The following is an 18,547-nucleotide window of genomic DNA, read 5'->3' as shown; positions in this document are numbered from 1 at the left end:
AATGAGAGGAATACTGAAATGAGCAAAAAAGTAGTGTTAGCAGAAAAACCATCTGTTGCCCGTGATATTGCGCGAGTGTTAGGTTGCAATAAAAAAGGGGACGGATATTTAGAAGGAAATAACTATATTGTGACATGGGCGCTCGGTCATTTAGTGACATTGGCGACGCCAGATCAATATGATGCAAAATATAAAACTTGGCGTATGGAAGATTTACCGATGTTACCAAATGACTTAAAGACCGTCGTCATTAAAAAGACTGGAAAACAATTTAACGCCGTGAAAAGACAGTTAACGAGAAATGACGTCGATGAAATTATTATTGCGACAGACGCAGGAAGAGAAGGAGAACTCGTTGCTCGCTGGATTTTAAAGCAAGCACGTGTGAAAAAGCGTGTTAGCCGTCTTTGGATTTCTTCTGTTACTGATAAAGCTATTCGAGACGGTTTCAAAAAATTACAACCAGGAAAGAAATACGAAACATTATATGAAGCGGCTGTTGCACGTTCAGAGGCAGACTGGTATGTCGGCTTGAACGCAACGAGAGCATTAACGACAAAATATGATGCACAATTATCGAGTGGCCGTGTACAAACACCAACACTCGGTATCGTACATGCGCGAGAAGAAGAAATTCGTCATTTTAAACCGGCGATTTTTTATGAAATGCAAGCAAATATAGGTGGAAAGAATTTTACATGGCGTGACGCGAAAAACAATAGTCGTATATTCGATGAAGCTAATGCCAAACAACTACAGGAGAAATTAACCGGAGCAGAAGCGATTGTTGAGCATGTTGAAAGGAAAGAGAAAAAACAATTTGCACCACAATTATATGATTTAACAGAATTACAACGTGATGCGAATAAAATTTTTCATTTATCAGGAAAACAGACATTACAAGCGATGCAAAACCTATATGAGCGTCATAAAGTATTAACATATCCACGCACAGATTCCCGTGTGATTACGACGGACATCGTCCCGACATTGAAAGATCGTCTAGATGCTTGTGGAGTTGATGAATATGCGAATATTGCAAGTACATTGAAACGTAAAAAATTTAATTTCCCTAAATCAATCGTAAATGATGCACAAGTGTCAGACCACCATGCAATCATTCCGACAGAGGAACCTGTAGATCTTACCGCACTAGGAAGTAATGAACGTAAAATTTATGACCTCGTCGTAAAACGATTTTTAGCGGTATTATCTGACCCTTATGTATATGAAGAAACGATGATTGCAGTTCGTATGCTTGGCGAAAATTTTGTTCGAAAAGAGACGAAAGTATTATCTCCAGGTTGGAAAACAGTGTACGGAGAAAAAATAGTGGAGGCAGAGGCAACTATCTTTACGAAAGGACGAACTTTTTCACATGTAACTGTTACGGTGAAAACCGGGGAAACTTCTCCACCAGAAAGGCTAACTGAGGGAGCGCTTTTAAAAGCGATGGAAAACCCTGTGAAATTTATGGATGTTCGTGAAAAAGACCTCGTCCAAACATTGCATGAAGCCGGTGGAATCGGAACGGTTGCAACACGCGCAGATATTATTGAAAAACTGATCGACGGACAGTATATGGAATTGCGAGGAAAATATTTACATGTCACACCGACCGGAAAACAATTACTCGATCTTGCGCCAGAAGCACTTCGTTCTCCTAAATTGACAGCGGAGTGGGAACAGAAATTGATGGCAATCGAACGGGGAACATTAAAAAAAGATGCCTTTATGACAGACATTAAGGCGTATACGAAAGAAATTGTGCATGAAATTAAAACAGCTGATGCAACTTTTAAACATGATAATATTACGGGAACAAAATGTCCGCAATGTGACAGTTTTATGCTAGAAATCGAAAATCGTCACGGAAAAATGCTTCGTTGTAAAGACCGTTCTTGTAATTACAAAAAGAATGTGTATAAAAACACAAATGCACGCTGTCCTGAATGTAAGAAAAAAATGAAATTATACGGGGAAGGCGACGGACAGATGTTTACATGTGTTTGTGGACATCGTGAAAAAATGAACACATTTGAAAAACGTCGCAAGCAAAATAAAAATCAACGTGTTTCCAAAAAAGATGTACAAAACTACATGAAAAAACAGGATGATTTTACGAATAATCCATTTGCAGATGCGTTGAAAAATTTCAAAAAATAAAAGAAAGTCGAGTATGGAGTTAAAATTGCTCCACACTCGACTATTTTAATAACCAACTTCTACAACAGCATTGACGATATACATGAGGTCATTTTTATCTTGTTGATCTTCTAAGAAAATACCACTCGTCGTCGCCATACCACCATCCATTACCTCAATAGTAACTTCACCATACGGTAGAAGACTTTTTATATATGCTTCATCTAATTTTTCCTTGTCTATTGGAACTGCTAGTTTTATATTAACCCGCATATTTTTCAAATCATTTCCTGGCAGTACCGTTCGAATCCCAGGCATCGAATTATAATGAATAGCGTTTTTCACCGCCCGACTAGCTGCTTCATTTATATCTTGTCCGTGTAAATCAATCCCATAACCTGTTTCAATAAACATTATTTTTTCCAAGAAAATCTTCCTTTCGCATGATCGTTTAATTTAAAGTTATCATAATTATTTTTGCTTGTCTTTTAATAGACACAATAATTGTATCCGATTACACTATAAAGAAGAGGTGATAGAGATGAAACATGTAATCGACATGAATAATGTATCATGGAAAAGAGAAGGAAAAACAATCATTCAAGATATTGACTGGGAAGTGAACTCTGGAGAGCACTGGGCTGTATTAGGGTTAAATGGTGCTGGTAAAACGACATTGCTCAATATGGTTAATGGTTATATTTGGCCAACGACAGGAACGGTTTCAGTATTAGGCGAAACTTTTGGACAAACTGATATACATAAACTTCGCCGCTCTATCGGATGGGTCAGTTCTTCCTTAGGTGAACGTATCAATGGAAGACATATGGCAGAAGACATCGTCGTTAGTGGAAAATTTGCTTCGGTCGGCTTAGTATTCGCAGAACCTACTCCTGCAGATTTTGAAACTGCTCGGGAATGGATGGAACACCTTGGTGTCTCTCATACATATGGCAAACATTATGAAAAATGTTCCCAAGGTGAAAAGCAAAAAATCTTAATCGCCCGAGGATTAATGGCTTCACCACAATTGCTCATCCTAGATGAACCAACAAATGGCCTCGATTTCGTTGCACGTGAAGAACTACTACAAACAATCGAACGCCTTGCTGTCGCCGACAACGCACCAACAATCGTGTTCGTCTCGCACCATATTGAGGAGGTACTCCCAATATTTTCACACGTTCTCTTATTGAAAGATGGTACTGTATTTGCGAATGGCACTCGAAAAGAGGTCCTCACAAGCGAGCGCATGTCCGCCATGTATGGCGCAAATATTGATGTCGCTTGGAAATCCGATCGCGCCTGGCTAACGTTGGTTTAATGTCTTTAAAATATTGTAAATCTGAATTTTAAGTGGGCTGGGTTCGGTTGTTCTACCGTCCTCGAAATCACGAAAACTCAAATCTCAAGGACGCTGGGTCGCTCTACCGTCCTCGAAATCACGAAAATCTGAATCTCAAGGACGCTGGGTTGCTTTACCGTCCTCGAAATCACGAAAATCTGAATCTCAAGGACGCTGGGTCGCTCTACCGTCCTCGAAATCACGAAAATCTGAATCTCAAGGACGCTGGGTCGCTCTACCGTCCTTGAAATCGCAAAAATCCCAATCTCAAGGACGCTGGGTCGCTCTACCGTCCTTGAAATCGTGAAAACTCAAAACTCAAGGACGCTGGGTCATTCTATCGTCCTCGAAATCACGAAAATCCCAATCTCAAGGACGCTGGGTCATTCTATCGTCCTCGAAATCACGAAAACTCAAATCTCAAGGACGCAAGGCTTCCCTATCTACTATCCTTAAAATCACCAACACCCAACACTCAAACACTCAAACACCAAATGATCAAGTTTCTCCCAAGCATCCCCAATAAATATCCAATAACCGTGGACTAGCGCTTATTCATTAAAGCAATGACGATAAAGTATTTTAATATGCTCTTTTGGGTCTTGAAACGAATAGTGGGTGTGCCGTCCGTTTGGCTTTGTCCTTAAATGATCATTTAATATTCCTCTAATAAAGTTTTTAGAAAAACTTTCGCCGCACCAATCAAGCATATTTTTCACTGTTATCTTCTCCTTTGGAAAAAGGAAATGAAATTCAGCGATAACATGAAGGAGCACATCGTTCATATGGAATTGGGCTCGACAATTCTCACAACAAAATGAAAATCGATTCGGACGCACAAATTCACCGCCACATTTCCAACAAAAGATGCCACGACGCAGTGCATCTAACTCGTAACTAGGCACTCGTTCATAAAATGACTTTTCTTTATGAAGAGAAACTAACTGTTGCGCAAGCTTTTCATGTCGGCCATCCAGCCTACCAGCATTTGCATTAATTTTTCGCAAAAATCGCTTCACTTGTGTTGGCATTATCATTGGCAAGTGAAGTGGTGCCTCATAAAGCATGAACTCATCATTTGGAAAAACTACATAACTACGGACTTCCATTTCAACTCCAATACTTTTCAATAATGATTTACATAAAAAAGTGGCACGTTCGAGTTGTGCGAAAGGATCTCTAATTTCATTTTTTGTTCGTAAGGAGTAAATTTTATCGTTTTGGACGTAAAAATCCCCACTATTGTTTTTAATCTCTATTAAAAAAATCATATCATTTGTTAAGAGGATTGAATCAATTTGGCACTCTGTGTCGCCTACTTCAAATAAAAGTCCAAATAATGGGAGAACATTTGTTAGTTGCTTTTCATGTAAAATTCTTCCGAAAGTTCTTTCACCGATATAGCCTTTCACCAAGCGTTCATAACGATTTTTCTCTTTAGGGGACAATTCGATGCGGTGCCGCAATAGTTCATATAACAAGAGTGAGGAGGGAGCAACAGGTTCGATAAATGTATGATTCATCACATCCATCCTTTCTACAGTTTTTACTATCATGCTAGTAAAAGAAAGTAGTCAAATCAAGCTAATGTTAGTTATTAACTTAAATTTGTATTTCATCTACAAAATAACTCACAAATTTGCAATACTGCATAAAAATAAACACCAATTTATAAATTTAGAGAAATCTCTAAACAATGTTAGACAATTCAGATAACGGACTTTAAAATGAACATAAGAAAGTGACGGTGACACTAATACAATGCAAACATACAAAAAAGTGATGGAAGCATCTTATTTAACAGCAGAAAAGTCATGGAGTTATCGGGCGATTTTAAGATATTTTTATATTCAACATGAAAAAATGCGTGAGTTTTTATTTCCAGAAGAAATTTTAGCACATATGGTGACAGAATTAGAATGGACAGACTATACGGAAGAACAGTTGAACCAGGATTTAGACCAACTCGTGCGTTGGAATAATCTGATTGCGAGACAAGAAACTGGGCGAGCACGAACAATTGAGGAATTTAAGAAAAAACGATTCCGCTATCAATGCACAGCATATACGGTGGAATTCGAACGAATGTTAACAGCAATGGAACAAGATGGGGAGATATTTGGCGGGTCACTTGAGAAAAAGGAATTTGAACGATTGTACGAAAATTTGTACAAACTTGAGCGAATATTACGAGAGAATATGATGCCATCAGATGAGAATTGTGCACATATTTGGAAAGATGTATTTCAAAGTTTTAAATCAATTACAAAAAATACGTCTGACTATATCGCACATATTAATAGTGAAGAAGCCGAAGAAAGGATGCACACAGAGGCATTTCTCGTATTTAAAGATCAGTTTACGACATATTTACGTGATTTCATTATTGAATTACAACAAACAGCATTAAAAATTCAACACATATTACAAACAATTACACGAGAAAAACTACAACCATTTATCCAAGGAGTGCTTAATTATGAAAAGAAAACACCACGTTTTGAATTCAAAGAAAAAAGTGAGAAAGAAGTAATCCAAGCTGAATTAGATAAATGGCAAAGTATAAAAGTATGGTTCCTCGGTAACGAATATGGGGAAAGTGAACTGGAAATGCTTGAAATTCGAACAAATGAACAAATTAGAAAAATTACAAGAATCGTGCAACGACTTGGAGAGAGACATCATTTCACAAAAAGCCGAAAAAAAGATTATCTTCATTTAGCAAGTTGGTTTGAAAGTCGCGATTCCATTGACGAAGCACATGAATTATCAGCGGTCGTTTTTGGACTTTTTCATACGAAAAAATTATTTAGTGATCATGTGCCAACGGAAAATATTTATACGTCGGTATGGGAAGAAAAACCAATTCTCCATAGAACGACTCCAAGAATTCGACAATATCGAGAGAAAACTCGTCCAGGTGCAATCATTATCCAAAAAGAAAAACAGGAAGAAGCGAAGCAAGCTCATTTGGCGCAACTTGCATTAGAAAAAGAAATGATAGCAACTTATATGCAAAACAATGTGCTGGATATACAGACATTACCGACTGTTCCTGTATTTGTACGAAAGATGCTCCTTAACTGGGTAGGAAAAGCGATGAGCCATAAAGATCACACTTTTCAAACAGAACATGGGCATAAAGTGAAAATGGTTCTCGACGATACGAAAAAAATGATTTTACGAGCAGAAGATGGCGATATGACGATGCCAAGTATTATATTTCATTTTCAGAAATAAAAAGGGGGTTCATAACGATTGGCAAATCCATCCTTCGATGAACAAGCACAAGAAGCATTACGAATTTTATTTAATCAATTTTGGATATTGCGTAGTAAAGAACCGGCATTATACCAACAAATTCGAGAACGAGAAAAAATATTAAAAAATTATATAGATGAGAAATTTGGTTATACGCTTATTTTTCATCAACACTTTATTAAATTAGAGAAAACTCCAGTCGAACCAATGAGTTGGATGGGGATTACCGATTTTCAAGAACAACGGGATTACGCTATTTTTTGTTGTGCACTTGCATTTACAGATAGTCGGACAGTAGAGGAGCAATTTTTATTATCAGATATTTGTGAAGAAATAAAAGAACTTTATCCGGGAGATATTTCACTCGATTGGACAAATTATAATCATCGGCGCTCTCTCGTTCGCGTCATTAAATTTATGGAAAACATGCATCTACTTCATATTGTGGAAGGTGAAATTGAACAGTTTACAATGGATGAAGAGCAAGAAGTGTTGTATGAAACGACTGTATATGCACAATATTTCATGCGATCTTATCCGAAAGATTTATTTGAATACGAAACGAAAGAAGATATTCTTCAAAGTGAATGGGAAATCCAGGATAGTGATGGACGAAGAAAGCGTGTGTATCGCCAATTGATGATTTCACCAGCAATCTACCGAAAAAATGAAGAAGATTTGGATTTTGCCTATATACGAAATTATCGCAATCGATTGCGAGATGATTTTGAAGCACATGCTTTATTACGATTAGAAGTATTTAAAAATAATGCGTTACTTGTATCAGAAGAAAGAAAACAAACATTGACATTGTTTCCAGATCAAAAAGCGATCATGGATGTCGTCCTCCATTTAGCAACCTATATCCGTGAAAATGAGGAAACTTTTCCTAAAGATGAATTTGATCAAATTTATATGACATATCAACATCTCGAACAAACGGTGCAAATCGTACATGAACAATACGGGAAGGGCTGGAGTAAACAGTATAGAGAAGGTTCCATACAAGGAACAACAAGAGAAGCTATCCAGCTGTTAAAAGATTGGGAAATGATTACGGAACTTGACGGAGGTACATATGTTATCCGTCCATTATTAGGGCGGGTTGCGGCGTATTATCCGAAAGACTTTTTAGAAAATGGAGGCGATAATAATGGATAAAATAAATAAATGGCAAATGAATCGAGCTGGTTTATTAAACTTTTGGTATTATTCAGATGAAATTTTTAATTTTGCAGATGGTAAATTGCTTTTACGTGGTAGTAATGGTTCAGGTAAATCCGTTACAATGCAGAGTATTTTACCAGTCTTATTAGATGGGCGAACTTCATCAGATAGACTAGATCCATTCGGCTCACGTGCAAGGAAAATCGAAGACTACTTATTAGGCGAAAAGGAAATCGTCGATCGCGAAGAACGAACAGGGTATCTTTTTTTGGAATTTAAACAAAAAGATCTTGATCAATATATAACAGTCGGTATTGGCTTACAAGCCCGTCGTTATAAAAATTTAAACTTCTGGGGATTTGTTATTACGGATAACCGTCGTATTAATAAAGACTTTTATTTATATGAAGAAGCGTATAATGCGGGGGAAAAACAACAACTTCCCTTATCCCGTGTACAACTAGAAAATAGAATTGGTAATGGTGGGCATGTTGTGAAAACACGCGGTGAATATCGTGCGTTAGTGAATAAATATATTTTTGGTTTTGAAACGAATGAGGCATATGAAGATTTAATTAAATTGCTCATTCAGTTAAGGAGTCCAAAATTATCAAAAGATTTTCGACCAACCGTCATTTATGAAATTTTGGAAGCGGCATTGCCACCATTAACAGATGAAGACTTACGTCATTTATCTGATACAATTGAACATATGGACCAGACGAAACAACAAATAGAACAATTGGAAAGAGAACAAACATCTTTACAACGGATAATTGAAAAATATGATCTATACAATACACATCGTCTCATAGAAACGGCACAACATTATATAAAAACGCAAAAGCAAGTGACAGAAATGGATGCGAAACTAAAAGATGAAAAGAAGCACGCACAAAGTTTGACGGAGGAAATTACGATTTTGCACCAAAGAAATAAGGTGCTTTCGGAAGAGGAGGAAGTGTTAGAAAAACAGAAAGAACGATTAGAAAAGCATGAAGTGTGGAATTTAGAAGAAGAAAAAATAAAAGAGGAAAACGCATTACAACTCGTTCAAGCAGATATCCAGCGTAAGGATACCACTTTAACACAAAAAGTGAAGCAAGAATTACGTAACAAAGAACAACTGGATCAAATTGAAACAAATATTTATACATTAGAAAGAACTTTAGCAGACCAACTTGAGGAATTAGCTGACATTGCAGAAATGACAGCATTTGAGCAACACGGATTGAATGAAGATGATTTTAAGCGAAATAAAACAAATAAATTTGATTTTTCGGTATGGCATAAGGAAGCTAATACACATTATTCATTGTTAGAACAAATAGAGGCTATTTTTCGCCAATACGAACAAGAAAAAGAAGCGATTACTGTTTTAGAAGGTCATATTGCTACACTACAACGAACAATTGACAAAAAGGAAAACGAGAAGGCTGATTGGGAACGAATATTTGAACGTGATAAGCAAACGCAAATGTCTGAAATCCATCACTGGGTAAAAGAACATCCGTATATGACGATGGATGAAGCATTGCTACAAGAAACATCTAGACAACTGGAAAACTTGTATGAGAAAGGGACGTATGATGATATTCGAACGCCTTATTATCGTGCGACGAATAATTTTGAACGAAAAATAAATGAAGTAATTGCAGAACAAACACATAGTTTAAACATAAAAAATACCGAGAAAAAAGAACGAGAATTATTATTAGAGCAATGGAAAGAGGCAAAAGATCCGGAGCCCCCTTATATGCAAGAAGCAACGATAGAAGCACGAACACATTTATTGAAAAATAATATTGCATTTGTGCCTTTTTATGAAGCAGTCGAGTTCCAAGCACATGTTGATGAAGCGACAAAAAAGCATATCGAAGCAGCTTTAATTGATGCAGGATTGATTCAAGCACTTGTTACAGATGTTCCACTTGACGTGACACATGATAAGGTTATTCAGCCAAATCCACAGCTAATGGCACATACATTAGCAGATTATTTACAACCAGATGTGGATGAGTCACAAAGCGTCTCACAAGCACATATTGAGGAAGTTTTGCAAAGTATTATTGTTGATGAAATCGGAATGGGAGAATCGACAGTCATTCGAACAGACGGCACATATACAATTGGTTTACTGAAAGGACATGCTGTTCCAGTAGAGGCGGTGCGTTTTATTGGGGAAAATGCTAGAAAACGATACCGATTAGAACAAATTGCTTTATTAACAGAAGAAATATCAAAAATAAATGAAGAAATAAATTCAATCTATCATACGCGACAAACTTTAGAATCAGATATTGCAGGGGCGCGTAAAATGATGGAGCAATTTCCAGATGATACCGATCTACAAACAGCGTTTCAATATATTCAGCAATATGACACGGAAATTCGTTCTTACGATAATCAAATGCAACAAGAAAACACGAAACTATCAAATAAGTTAACAGATTTTCATACATTAAAACGAGAAATCCATTCGAAAACGAGAAACATGCCTATCGATGAAAATCGAGAAGCGTATTATGAAGCGAAAAATAATCAGCTAATATATGAGCGTACATTGCATACATTAGCAAATACACATATGAATATTCAAAATGAATCGCAAAATGAGCGGCAAACGAGAGCCTATTTGGAAGATATATCAGATGAAATTGATGACATAAAAGGCGAAATAAACATGCTACAAGGCCGTGTTTCAACGATGAATAAAAACATTGCAATGATAGAGGAACAATTACAAAGTGAAGAAGCGGAAAATATTCGTGAAGAAATTCAACAAGTGATGAGCAAATTAACATCGATTAAAACAGAAATCACAGATAACAACCAAATTTTGCCACATAAAGAAGCAGCGTATGCGCAAATCGAAACTGCGATTCAAGAAATGATAAAAAAGCTACATTTCGAACAGAAGATGTTAGAAGCGTGGAAAAGTACATTTGAAGAGGAAAAAACGAATCAATTTATTAAACTTCCGGAAGAAGACAATGAAGAAAAACTTGCAAAATGGATTATATCGACTTGGCGAGATGCACAAAATGATGGAAGCAAAATTGAAAGTCAATTAGCAAAAGTATTTTATGAAGAACGAAGTAATTTACTAGAATACCGTATGACAGAACAGATCACAACAATACAACATATGTTTGAGCCTTCAGAATTTTGGACGAATGATCAAACTATCGTCTACCATCATTGGTTAGAGCGAGCGAAGAGAAGAATCATTCAATTAGACTTTGAAGGGAAACGATTAAGTCCATATGCTGTTCACAAGAAATTAACAGAAGATTACACGCGTCAGCAAACATATCTGAATGAAAAAGATGAACAATTGTATGAGGAAATTTTATTTGAATCGGTTGGGAAAAAATTACGTAGTCGCATTCAACGTGCCGAAAATTGGACGAAACAGATGAATGCATTAATGAAAGAAAGTGATTCAGGATCTGGCATTACATTTTCAATTCAGTGGAAACCACGTACAGCTGAATCGGAGGAGCAATTAGATACGAAAGATTTAGTCCAATTACTACGGAGAGATCCACGTTTATTGAAAGAAGATGATTTACATGCAGTATCAAACCACTTCCGTTCAAAAATTGATCGAGCAAAAGAACTGTCACAGTATGAAGGCGAAGGGAATACATTACTCCAAGTGTTAAAAGAGGTACTCGACTATCGTTACTGGTTCTCATTCGTCCTTTCATTTGAGCGATTAGGGGAACCAAAACGAGAGCTAACGAATAATCGTTTTTATCAATTTAGCGGTGGAGAAAAAGCGATGGCTATGTATATCCCACTTTTTACAGCATGTTATTCTCGTTATAAGGAAGCGGACCCATCCGCACCATATATTATTTCCCTTGATGAAGCATTCGCAGGGGTTGATGACGAAAATATTAGTACGATGTTTAATATTGTGGAACAACTAGATTTTGATTATATTATGAACTCCCAAATTTTATGGGGGGATTATCCAACAGTTTCCAATTTATCTATATATGAATTAATTCGGCCGAAAAATGCAAATTTCGTATCATTAATTCCTTATCATTGGGATGGAAAAGTAAGGCAACAAGTAGAAGTGTAGGTGAATTTTTTGGAAGAAAAAATACAGTACGCTATACAATATTTTAAAGGCGAAAAAGCGTATGATCGGTTATTCGAATTGTTCCGAAAAAAATATGAATCATTAGGAAGAATCGGAGGCAATATTGCTACGACTGATTTACATGAAAAAACATTATTATATGTAGCTGAGTTTTTTGGAGTAACAATTGAACAGTTAAAACAAAAAGGAAACATTTCATTGCAAAACTTCGAAGCACAAATCCAGCAAACAAGATTTGAAGGAATCGACCTAAAATCATTGCTCGATGCCTATTTTGGAGAAGAAATCATATCAAAAAAAGAATTCGCTCTACAAGAAGAACAGGCTTTTCAGCAATTGATTCATCAACTGATTGAACAATATTCGCATATAGCATTTTGGTTAGAAGTAATTGCTGAAAAAGCGATAGATGCAAGATGGATGGTGCGATTTGCTAAACAATATAGCGAACAATTTGAACGATATGTTGCAGTGCTAGCGAAAGCGTATGTAGCATTACCTAAAGCACCCGAACGAATCCCATTATTTAGCCAAAGGATTACAGGGGATCCACATGCTTTTGACATTCAAACAGATTTAGGAAGAATGTTTTTACATTTATTAAATGTTACACGTAACAGAGAGGAAACAATGCCAGCCGATACAGAGGAAATTAATGAATTACTCGCATCGTTTTATATTTATCGAGATGATTTGTTAAACTTTGTAACTTGTGCAAATCTTATAGGTTTTGAAGGAGAAAATCCACACCCAGTCTGGGAAGCAGCAGCCAAAAGGCACACCGTCCAACTTGTCCCATTACGAGAAATGACGAAGTTAACATATGTGCAACCAAGGGAAGGAAAAAAGGTTTGGGCAGTTGAAAACTCCGGTGTTTGTGCAGCGTTACTCGATTATGATCCTTCGATTCCTATAATTGCAACGAACGGACAAGCAACCCTTGCTACATTGCTATTATTCGATCTTATTGTTGCAGGTGGCTATGATATCTACTATGCAGGTGATTTTGATCCTGAGGGACTACGTATGGCAGACAGATATAAGTTGCGTTATTCAGAACATGTACATTTATGGCAAATGGATATAGATGCATATGTCCATGCGAACCCACAAAAAGTTTTGACAGCAGAAAGATTAGAAAAACTAAAAAGATTAGAAACTCCAATGCTAGTAGAGGTCGGGATACAAATGGCAGAGAAGAAAACTGCAGGATATCAAGAAGCGTTGATTGATAAAATGATTCAAGATTTGTCCAAAAAATAATCGAAATTAATATAGTTTTAGAAAAAAGCCACGCGGGAAATATGGAAATTTGAAGACATATTATCTGGGTGATTTTAATATAAATGGACGGAATATACGATCTTGTGTTGTCGTTTTTATCGTATAATTTGTAAAAGAATGAAAGGAGTTCAGCGATGGAAGAAAAGCTTGATTAAATGTTTGAAATGCTCAAAGAAATGAAGCAAGATGTCGGCACTTTAACAGAAAAAATTGACGGTGTACAAGCAGACATAGTGGAGTTTAAATTAGACGTAAACAAACGTTTTAAATCGGTCGACGCTCGTTTGGATGAAGTAGACAAGCGCTTTGAATCAGTCGACGTTCGTTTCAATGAAATAGATAACCACTTTGAAACAGTCGATGTTCATTTAGAGCATATGGATAGTCGCTTTGAATCTATAGAGCATCAATTAAAATCTATGGATGAACGTTTTGACAAGCCAGATAGTCGTTTTGATACTCTTGAGTAAAAATTAGATAATGTGACGATAGAAATGCGAAGGTATTTTAAACGTGTAGAAAAAGAGCGGATACACAGGAATATGTGCTACAAAGATTAACATTCAAAGATGTCGTGCATGACGGAGAAACGGAAGAAATCAAAGAAAAATTGGGTATGTACAAATATGACCATTATTTTAACTAAAATGAGAAAACATCCAATCCACAGTAGGACTGGATGTTTCTTTTATAACATTTTATTTGCATATGTTAACATATGTTTCGCATACTTCATCTCATCATCGATTTTTGCAGGCCCAAAAGGGTTAACCTCATGAATGATGACTTCACCATTTTTTAAGATAGTATATTCAATCTTTAATTCAGAAAGGTTTGTTTGAAATGCCTTTTCTATAGCGGAAGCAATGGAAGAAATTTTCAACTTGCAATCTTGTAATGCATCGTCATTTGATAATAACTCCCAATTATTTTCATCAATTCTTACTGCCGCAACAGAACTAGAATGTAAGATATCCTTACTGTTAGCATTTTCTAAAACTATATAACTTTCTTTTTCAATTAAATAATTTAAATAATGACGTAATGCATTTTCCGTATAGGTTTTTACAGTTCCTTTTTTATTTTTAATCATGTAACGACGACTTGCTTGCTCATAAGTAATATCAAAATGTTCATAGTTCGAGTTTAGTTTATTCGGCTTCAGTAAGACACTATCCGTCTGTTCAAAACATTTAAACACGTGTAAAGGTTTTTTGACTAAATGAAATGGTGAAATATTTGTGCTGAATTGTTCATTAAGTTGCATTAATATTTGCGAACGAATTGTAGCATGTTTATCCCATTCATTCGTAAAGACTAGTTCACTCAATTCTTCATATACAATTGGTTGTTCTTTCTTATTTCTTCCTTTTATTAAATCAATAACAACTGCAGGATATGGGGTGATTTTTTGCACCCATGCCCCATTTATATAGAACGAACCACGAATAAGTTCAAAGTCTCCATCTACATCTAATGGTTTAAAAGTAAATATATTTACATTTTTCTCTATTGCAGTTCGGGCAAAAGCCTCTAAAAGAGAAAGTTTCGTTTGCTTCGTAATTAAAATCCCAATCCATTGTTCGTTTTTATTAATTTCTACAATTGGTAAGTCGCTTTGTTTAGCGACAAATGCTCCTTTTGCGATACGCTTTTTATCATAACTCGTTTGATGCATAATACCATTTTTTGCAATGTATGTTGCATAGCCAATATATTCAATGGCCCGTTTCTCTTCATGATAAGCAGTTTGTGGTCCGTTATTCGCCTCATGCATCCAAATTCTACCTGTATCATCGATAGCGAAATCTAAACCGAGCTCATTTAATGATAAACCATATAACTTATCTAAATGTTGCGTGACATCCAAACTTAAACGTAAAATTTCTTCCTCATATCTACTGCCTTCCTTTTCACCAAATTGCTCACGTAAAAAGGTTGGAAAATTTTCGACACGACCTTCTGTGCTAATATTACTTAAATTGCTGCGTTTATTTCCGATACGTGGATATATGTGTGTAATTTGCCATTTACCTCCACGGTTTTTCTGAACATGAGAACGAAAATGATATGGTTCATCGTCCTTCGTTCTTGTATGGACATATCGTTGTATAATGTAACTTCCTTTTTCAGCTAAAATAACGTTGTTTAGGAACGACTGAAATTCTTCTTCGGATAAAATACGTTCTTTAATTTGATCTAAAATAATGTATCGAGCCCCTTTTTTACGAACGAAATATATATTTTCGCCACGATTACTACCTAATGCTTTAAAAACGACATGTTCATTTTGGTGCATAAAGGAGGTGATTTTATCTATTGAAATGCAAATGATAAATGGAACAAGAAGTTCTGCATATTTTCTGTTATGTAACATTTTTCTCGGTAAGGTAAATTTATTCCCAACATAAGACGTATTTGTAAAAGGAATGATTCTTTGTAATTGACGTTCTTCCTTATTAAATTGTCCAACCCCCATATTACTTATGACATCAGGGTAAGGAATCGTAATAGGCACCCATGTTTCGTTTTCATATACAACTGCATCAATCGTTTGTTTAGAAAAGTCTACATTTTCTAATGTGAAAAAATATACGTTAACCTCTTGTTTTGCTGCTTCATTAAGTGTTACCTTCAACCTTTCTTCAGGAATAATTTCTTGTGGTTGATGTGTACGATGATAAATACCAATGGAAATATTTTCTTTATGTTTCGGTAATACTTCGTTTAATTGCTCTTGCATTTGAACGTATAAAGGCCGTAATGAAAATTGGATTATTTCAAATACCTTTGTATAGTTATTCTTTTCTAGTTGTTCGGCAATCATCGTTAAATATTGTACAACCTTATCTGATTGATCCGAAAAAATAGAATCATTTTGTTCTAAAGTATTAAAAACAGCCTGTGTTCCTTCCACTATAGAAGAGAACATATAAAAACTATGTGTCGAGTTACCTTCTTTTATTAAAAGCACTAAATGATCTGTTGCTTCTAGTAATGTATTTAAAATATGGTTTACTTGTTGTAGTTGTTTTACCTCTGTCATACTTTCACCTCAATATAATATTCATTTATTTATATATCGGGTTAATTTTCAAAGAATGAATTATAAAAGTAAAGTAGGATGTATTAAATGGAATATAAAAATGCGAAGTTCACAAATTATTCACAAATTATTTTCGGTGAAATATTAAACATTTTCAAAACATGTCGATATATGTAGTAGGTCACAAGGATGTGACCTAAAATATATTACATGGAGGTAGATTGGTTATGATTATCAATCACAATATTTCAGCACTTAACACACATCGTCAATTAGGTGCAAACAACAATGCAGTACAAGGTTCATTAGAAAAATTATCTTCTGGATTAAAAATTAACCGAGCTGGAGACGATGCAGCAGGATTAGCAATTTCAGAAAAAATGCGTGCACAAATACGTGGATTAGACATGGCTACGAAAAACGCACAAGACGGAATTAGCTTAATCCAAACAGCAGAAGGCGCTTTAACAGAAACACATGCAATCTTACAAAGAATGCGTGAATTAGCAACACAGTCAGCGAGTGACACAAACGAAAGTACTGTTGACCGTAAAGCAATGCAAGCTGAACTTGAGCAGTTAGTAGAAGAAATTAACCAAACAGCGTCAAGAACTGAGTTTAACACGCAAAACTTACTAGATGGAGACTTCAAAAATAAAGTATTCCACATTGGAGCAAACCAAGGGCAAAACATCACAGTATCAATTTCTGCAATGAATGCAGCAGGTATTGGATTAGATGATTCAATTACAGTAGACGTTGAATCTCCGGCATATGCTACTGGGACACATACTGTAACTAATGAAGACATAGATCTTATAGCTAAGGGTTTTGCAGAGGATGCTGTTATAAATGTAGCTTATGAATTAGATGTTGATGGTGAAGCAACTGATAATATTGTAGGTTACCAAGTTGGAAATGATTATTATGCACTAAATCAACTTGAAGATGGGGCAACACCTAGGCTTGTGGCAGATGCTGAAGCTCTTGAAGCAACTAATACTGAATCGAATACTTTTAATGGTGTAGACATTAGTAGTCGAGAAGCTGCAGATGCATCAATTACTATCATTAATGATGCAATCAATGTTGTATCAACTCAACGTGCAGACCTTGGAGCAATCCAAAACCGCTTAGAGCACACTATTAACAACTTAGGTGCTTCAGCTGAGAACTTAACAGCAGCAGAATCACGTATCCGTGACACTGATCATGCTCAAGTAGCTTAATGCGAAAAAAGAGTATAGTCGTCCTAACTGGTAACGGTTAGTGAGTACGACTGGGTGAATTGCTGGAAAACCCTGAGAGCTTATCTTACTACAACGTAATCGGAAACGATCAGCGTGAATGTTTGAAAAAAGATGAGATTGGGCAATCAGCAGCCAAGCGCCTGTGACGAAAGTCTGGCGAAGGTTCAACGACTAGGATAGACCATCTAAAGCTTAACGCAATGATGATGAAATCCATAGGAAACGCAAGCATGAGTACCTTGTGAATCCGAAGTGCCCAGCCCCTACTAACATTAGAGGGTGAAGATATAGTCTAGTCATGTATGAGAGTACATGTTCGCACGATGGCGAAAGAAATGATGGAGTTCACTAAGAACAACATCTTAACTCAAGCAGCACAAGCAATGTTAGCTCAAGCAAATCAAGTACCACAAGGTGTACTACAGTTATTACGTTAATTGATTTTAAAATCCTCTGGCTTTATGCTAGGGGATTTTTTATTTAACCTATATGGAGGAATTCCGATGGCTATAAAAAAGAAGTTAAGAATGTAGCTAGAGAGCAAATTTGGAATCATGCGATAGAATCACTGACGAAAAATAGAGAAGAATAAAAAATACTTAATCCAGATTATATTAGAAAACTTTTGAATTATTCTTTTAACAGTGGCTACTTCCTCATAAATGTATAGAAGAAGTAGAGATAATTATAAATGATACTCTAAGATTTTGTCCGCATGCCCAAAACGATTGGATAAGAATGTACAAGATATGATTGGTATTGCATAATATTTCTGAGGTGAATATTATGCATATGCAACTATTATAAAAACATCTACCATAGTTTAGTGTTGACATTCTAACATGTGGTTTAATTAAATTAAGTAAGTGTGTCGCTTCAGATACCTTATTCAATTTTAATAAACTTCTGTGTCCATCAGGGTGTCCAGACAC

The 18,547-nt window shown here is 35.9% G+C and carries 11 protein-coding genes and 1 pseudogene; 9 read left to right on the top strand and 3 right to left on the bottom strand.

The genetic code is table 11. From position 1 onward, the window contains the following. Window positions 1–18: 18 nt before the first annotated feature. A complete protein-coding gene (locus SPD45_RS05085) occupies window positions 19–2,166 on the top strand; it encodes a DNA topoisomerase III (RefSeq protein WP_336266638.1) in 2,148 nt (715 codons plus the stop codon). Window positions 2,167–2,211: 45 nt separating this feature from the next. On the opposite strand, the gene SPD45_RS05080 is transcribed toward SPD45_RS05085, so the two are convergent. Then, complete coding sequence (locus SPD45_RS05080; protein ID WP_336266637.1) at window positions 2,212–2,571, bottom strand: Lin0512 family protein; 360 nt, start codon at window positions 2,569–2,571, stop codon at window positions 2,212–2,214. Between the two features lie 115 nt (window positions 2,572–2,686). Between SPD45_RS05080 and SPD45_RS05075 the strand changes: the two genes are divergently transcribed. Further along, a complete protein-coding gene (locus SPD45_RS05075) occupies window positions 2,687–3,469 on the top strand; it encodes an ABC transporter ATP-binding protein (protein ID WP_336266635.1) in 783 nt (260 codons plus the stop codon). Between the two features lie 572 nt (window positions 3,470–4,041). Here the strand turns inward: SPD45_RS05075 and SPD45_RS05070 are convergent. After that, window positions 4,042–5,013, bottom strand: coding sequence for a nuclease-related domain-containing protein (locus SPD45_RS05070; protein ID WP_336266634.1), 972 nt, complete (start codon window positions 5,011–5,013; stop codon window positions 4,042–4,044). A 238-nt stretch (window positions 5,014–5,251) separates the two neighbouring features. On the opposite strand from SPD45_RS05070, the gene SPD45_RS05065 reads away from it, so the two are divergent. The 5 genes from SPD45_RS05065 (at window position 5,252) to SPD45_RS05045 (ending at window position 13,789) form a co-directional block, all read left to right on the top strand. Further along, entirely contained in the window at window positions 5,252–6,730 is a 1,479-nt protein-coding gene (locus tag SPD45_RS05065) for a TIGR02677 family protein (protein ID WP_336266633.1), read from the top strand. A gap of 18 nt (window positions 6,731–6,748) precedes the next feature. Further along, on the top strand, window positions 6,749–7,912 hold the full coding sequence (locus tag SPD45_RS05060; protein WP_336266632.1) for a TIGR02678 family protein: 1,164 nt from the start codon (window positions 6,749–6,751) through the stop codon (window positions 7,910–7,912). Next, window positions 7,905–12,014, top strand: coding sequence for a TIGR02680 family protein (locus SPD45_RS05055; protein ID WP_336266630.1), 4,110 nt, complete (start codon window positions 7,905–7,907; stop codon window positions 12,012–12,014). Before SPD45_RS05060 ends, SPD45_RS05055 begins: the two co-directional genes overlap by 8 nt. A gap of 9 nt (window positions 12,015–12,023) precedes the next feature. Further along, the gene (locus SPD45_RS05050) at window positions 12,024–13,298 is read left to right on the top strand and encodes a TIGR02679 family protein (RefSeq protein WP_336266629.1); all 1,275 of its coding nucleotides are present in this window, start codon (window positions 12,024–12,026) and stop codon (window positions 13,296–13,298) included. Between the two features lie 176 nt (window positions 13,299–13,474). Next, window positions 13,475–13,789: a hypothetical protein gene (locus SPD45_RS05045; RefSeq protein WP_336266628.1), complete on the top strand. Its 315-nt coding sequence runs from the start codon at window positions 13,475–13,477 to the stop codon at window positions 13,787–13,789. A 218-nt stretch (window positions 13,790–14,007) separates the two neighbouring features. Here the strand turns inward: SPD45_RS05045 and SPD45_RS05040 are convergent, their stop codons facing one another. Further along, a complete protein-coding gene (locus SPD45_RS05040) occupies window positions 14,008–16,365 on the bottom strand; it encodes a YheC/YheD family protein (protein WP_336266626.1) in 2,358 nt (785 codons plus the stop codon). A 227-nt stretch (window positions 16,366–16,592) separates the two neighbouring features. Here SPD45_RS05040 and SPD45_RS05035 point away from each other — a divergent pair, with 227 nt between their 5' ends. Further along, on the top strand, window positions 16,593–17,594 hold the full coding sequence (locus SPD45_RS05035; protein ID WP_336266625.1) for a flagellin N-terminal helical domain-containing protein: 1,002 nt from the start codon (window positions 16,593–16,595) through the stop codon (window positions 17,592–17,594). A 341-nt stretch (window positions 17,595–17,935) separates the two neighbouring features. Then, window positions 17,936–18,052 (top strand): annotated as a pseudogene (locus SPD45_RS05030) (flagellin); the annotation flags it as partial. Window positions 18,053–18,547: the final 495 nt, after the last annotated feature.

The sequence above is a fragment of the Pseudogracilibacillus sp. SO10305 genome (genome assembly GCF_037072005.1).
Taxonomy (GTDB): domain Bacteria; phylum Bacillota; class Bacilli; order Bacillales; family Amphibacillaceae; genus Pseudogracilibacillus; species Pseudogracilibacillus intestinigallinarum.
The sequence above is the reverse complement of the archived record's forward strand: the minus strand, read 5'-3'. Positions and strand labels throughout refer to the sequence as shown.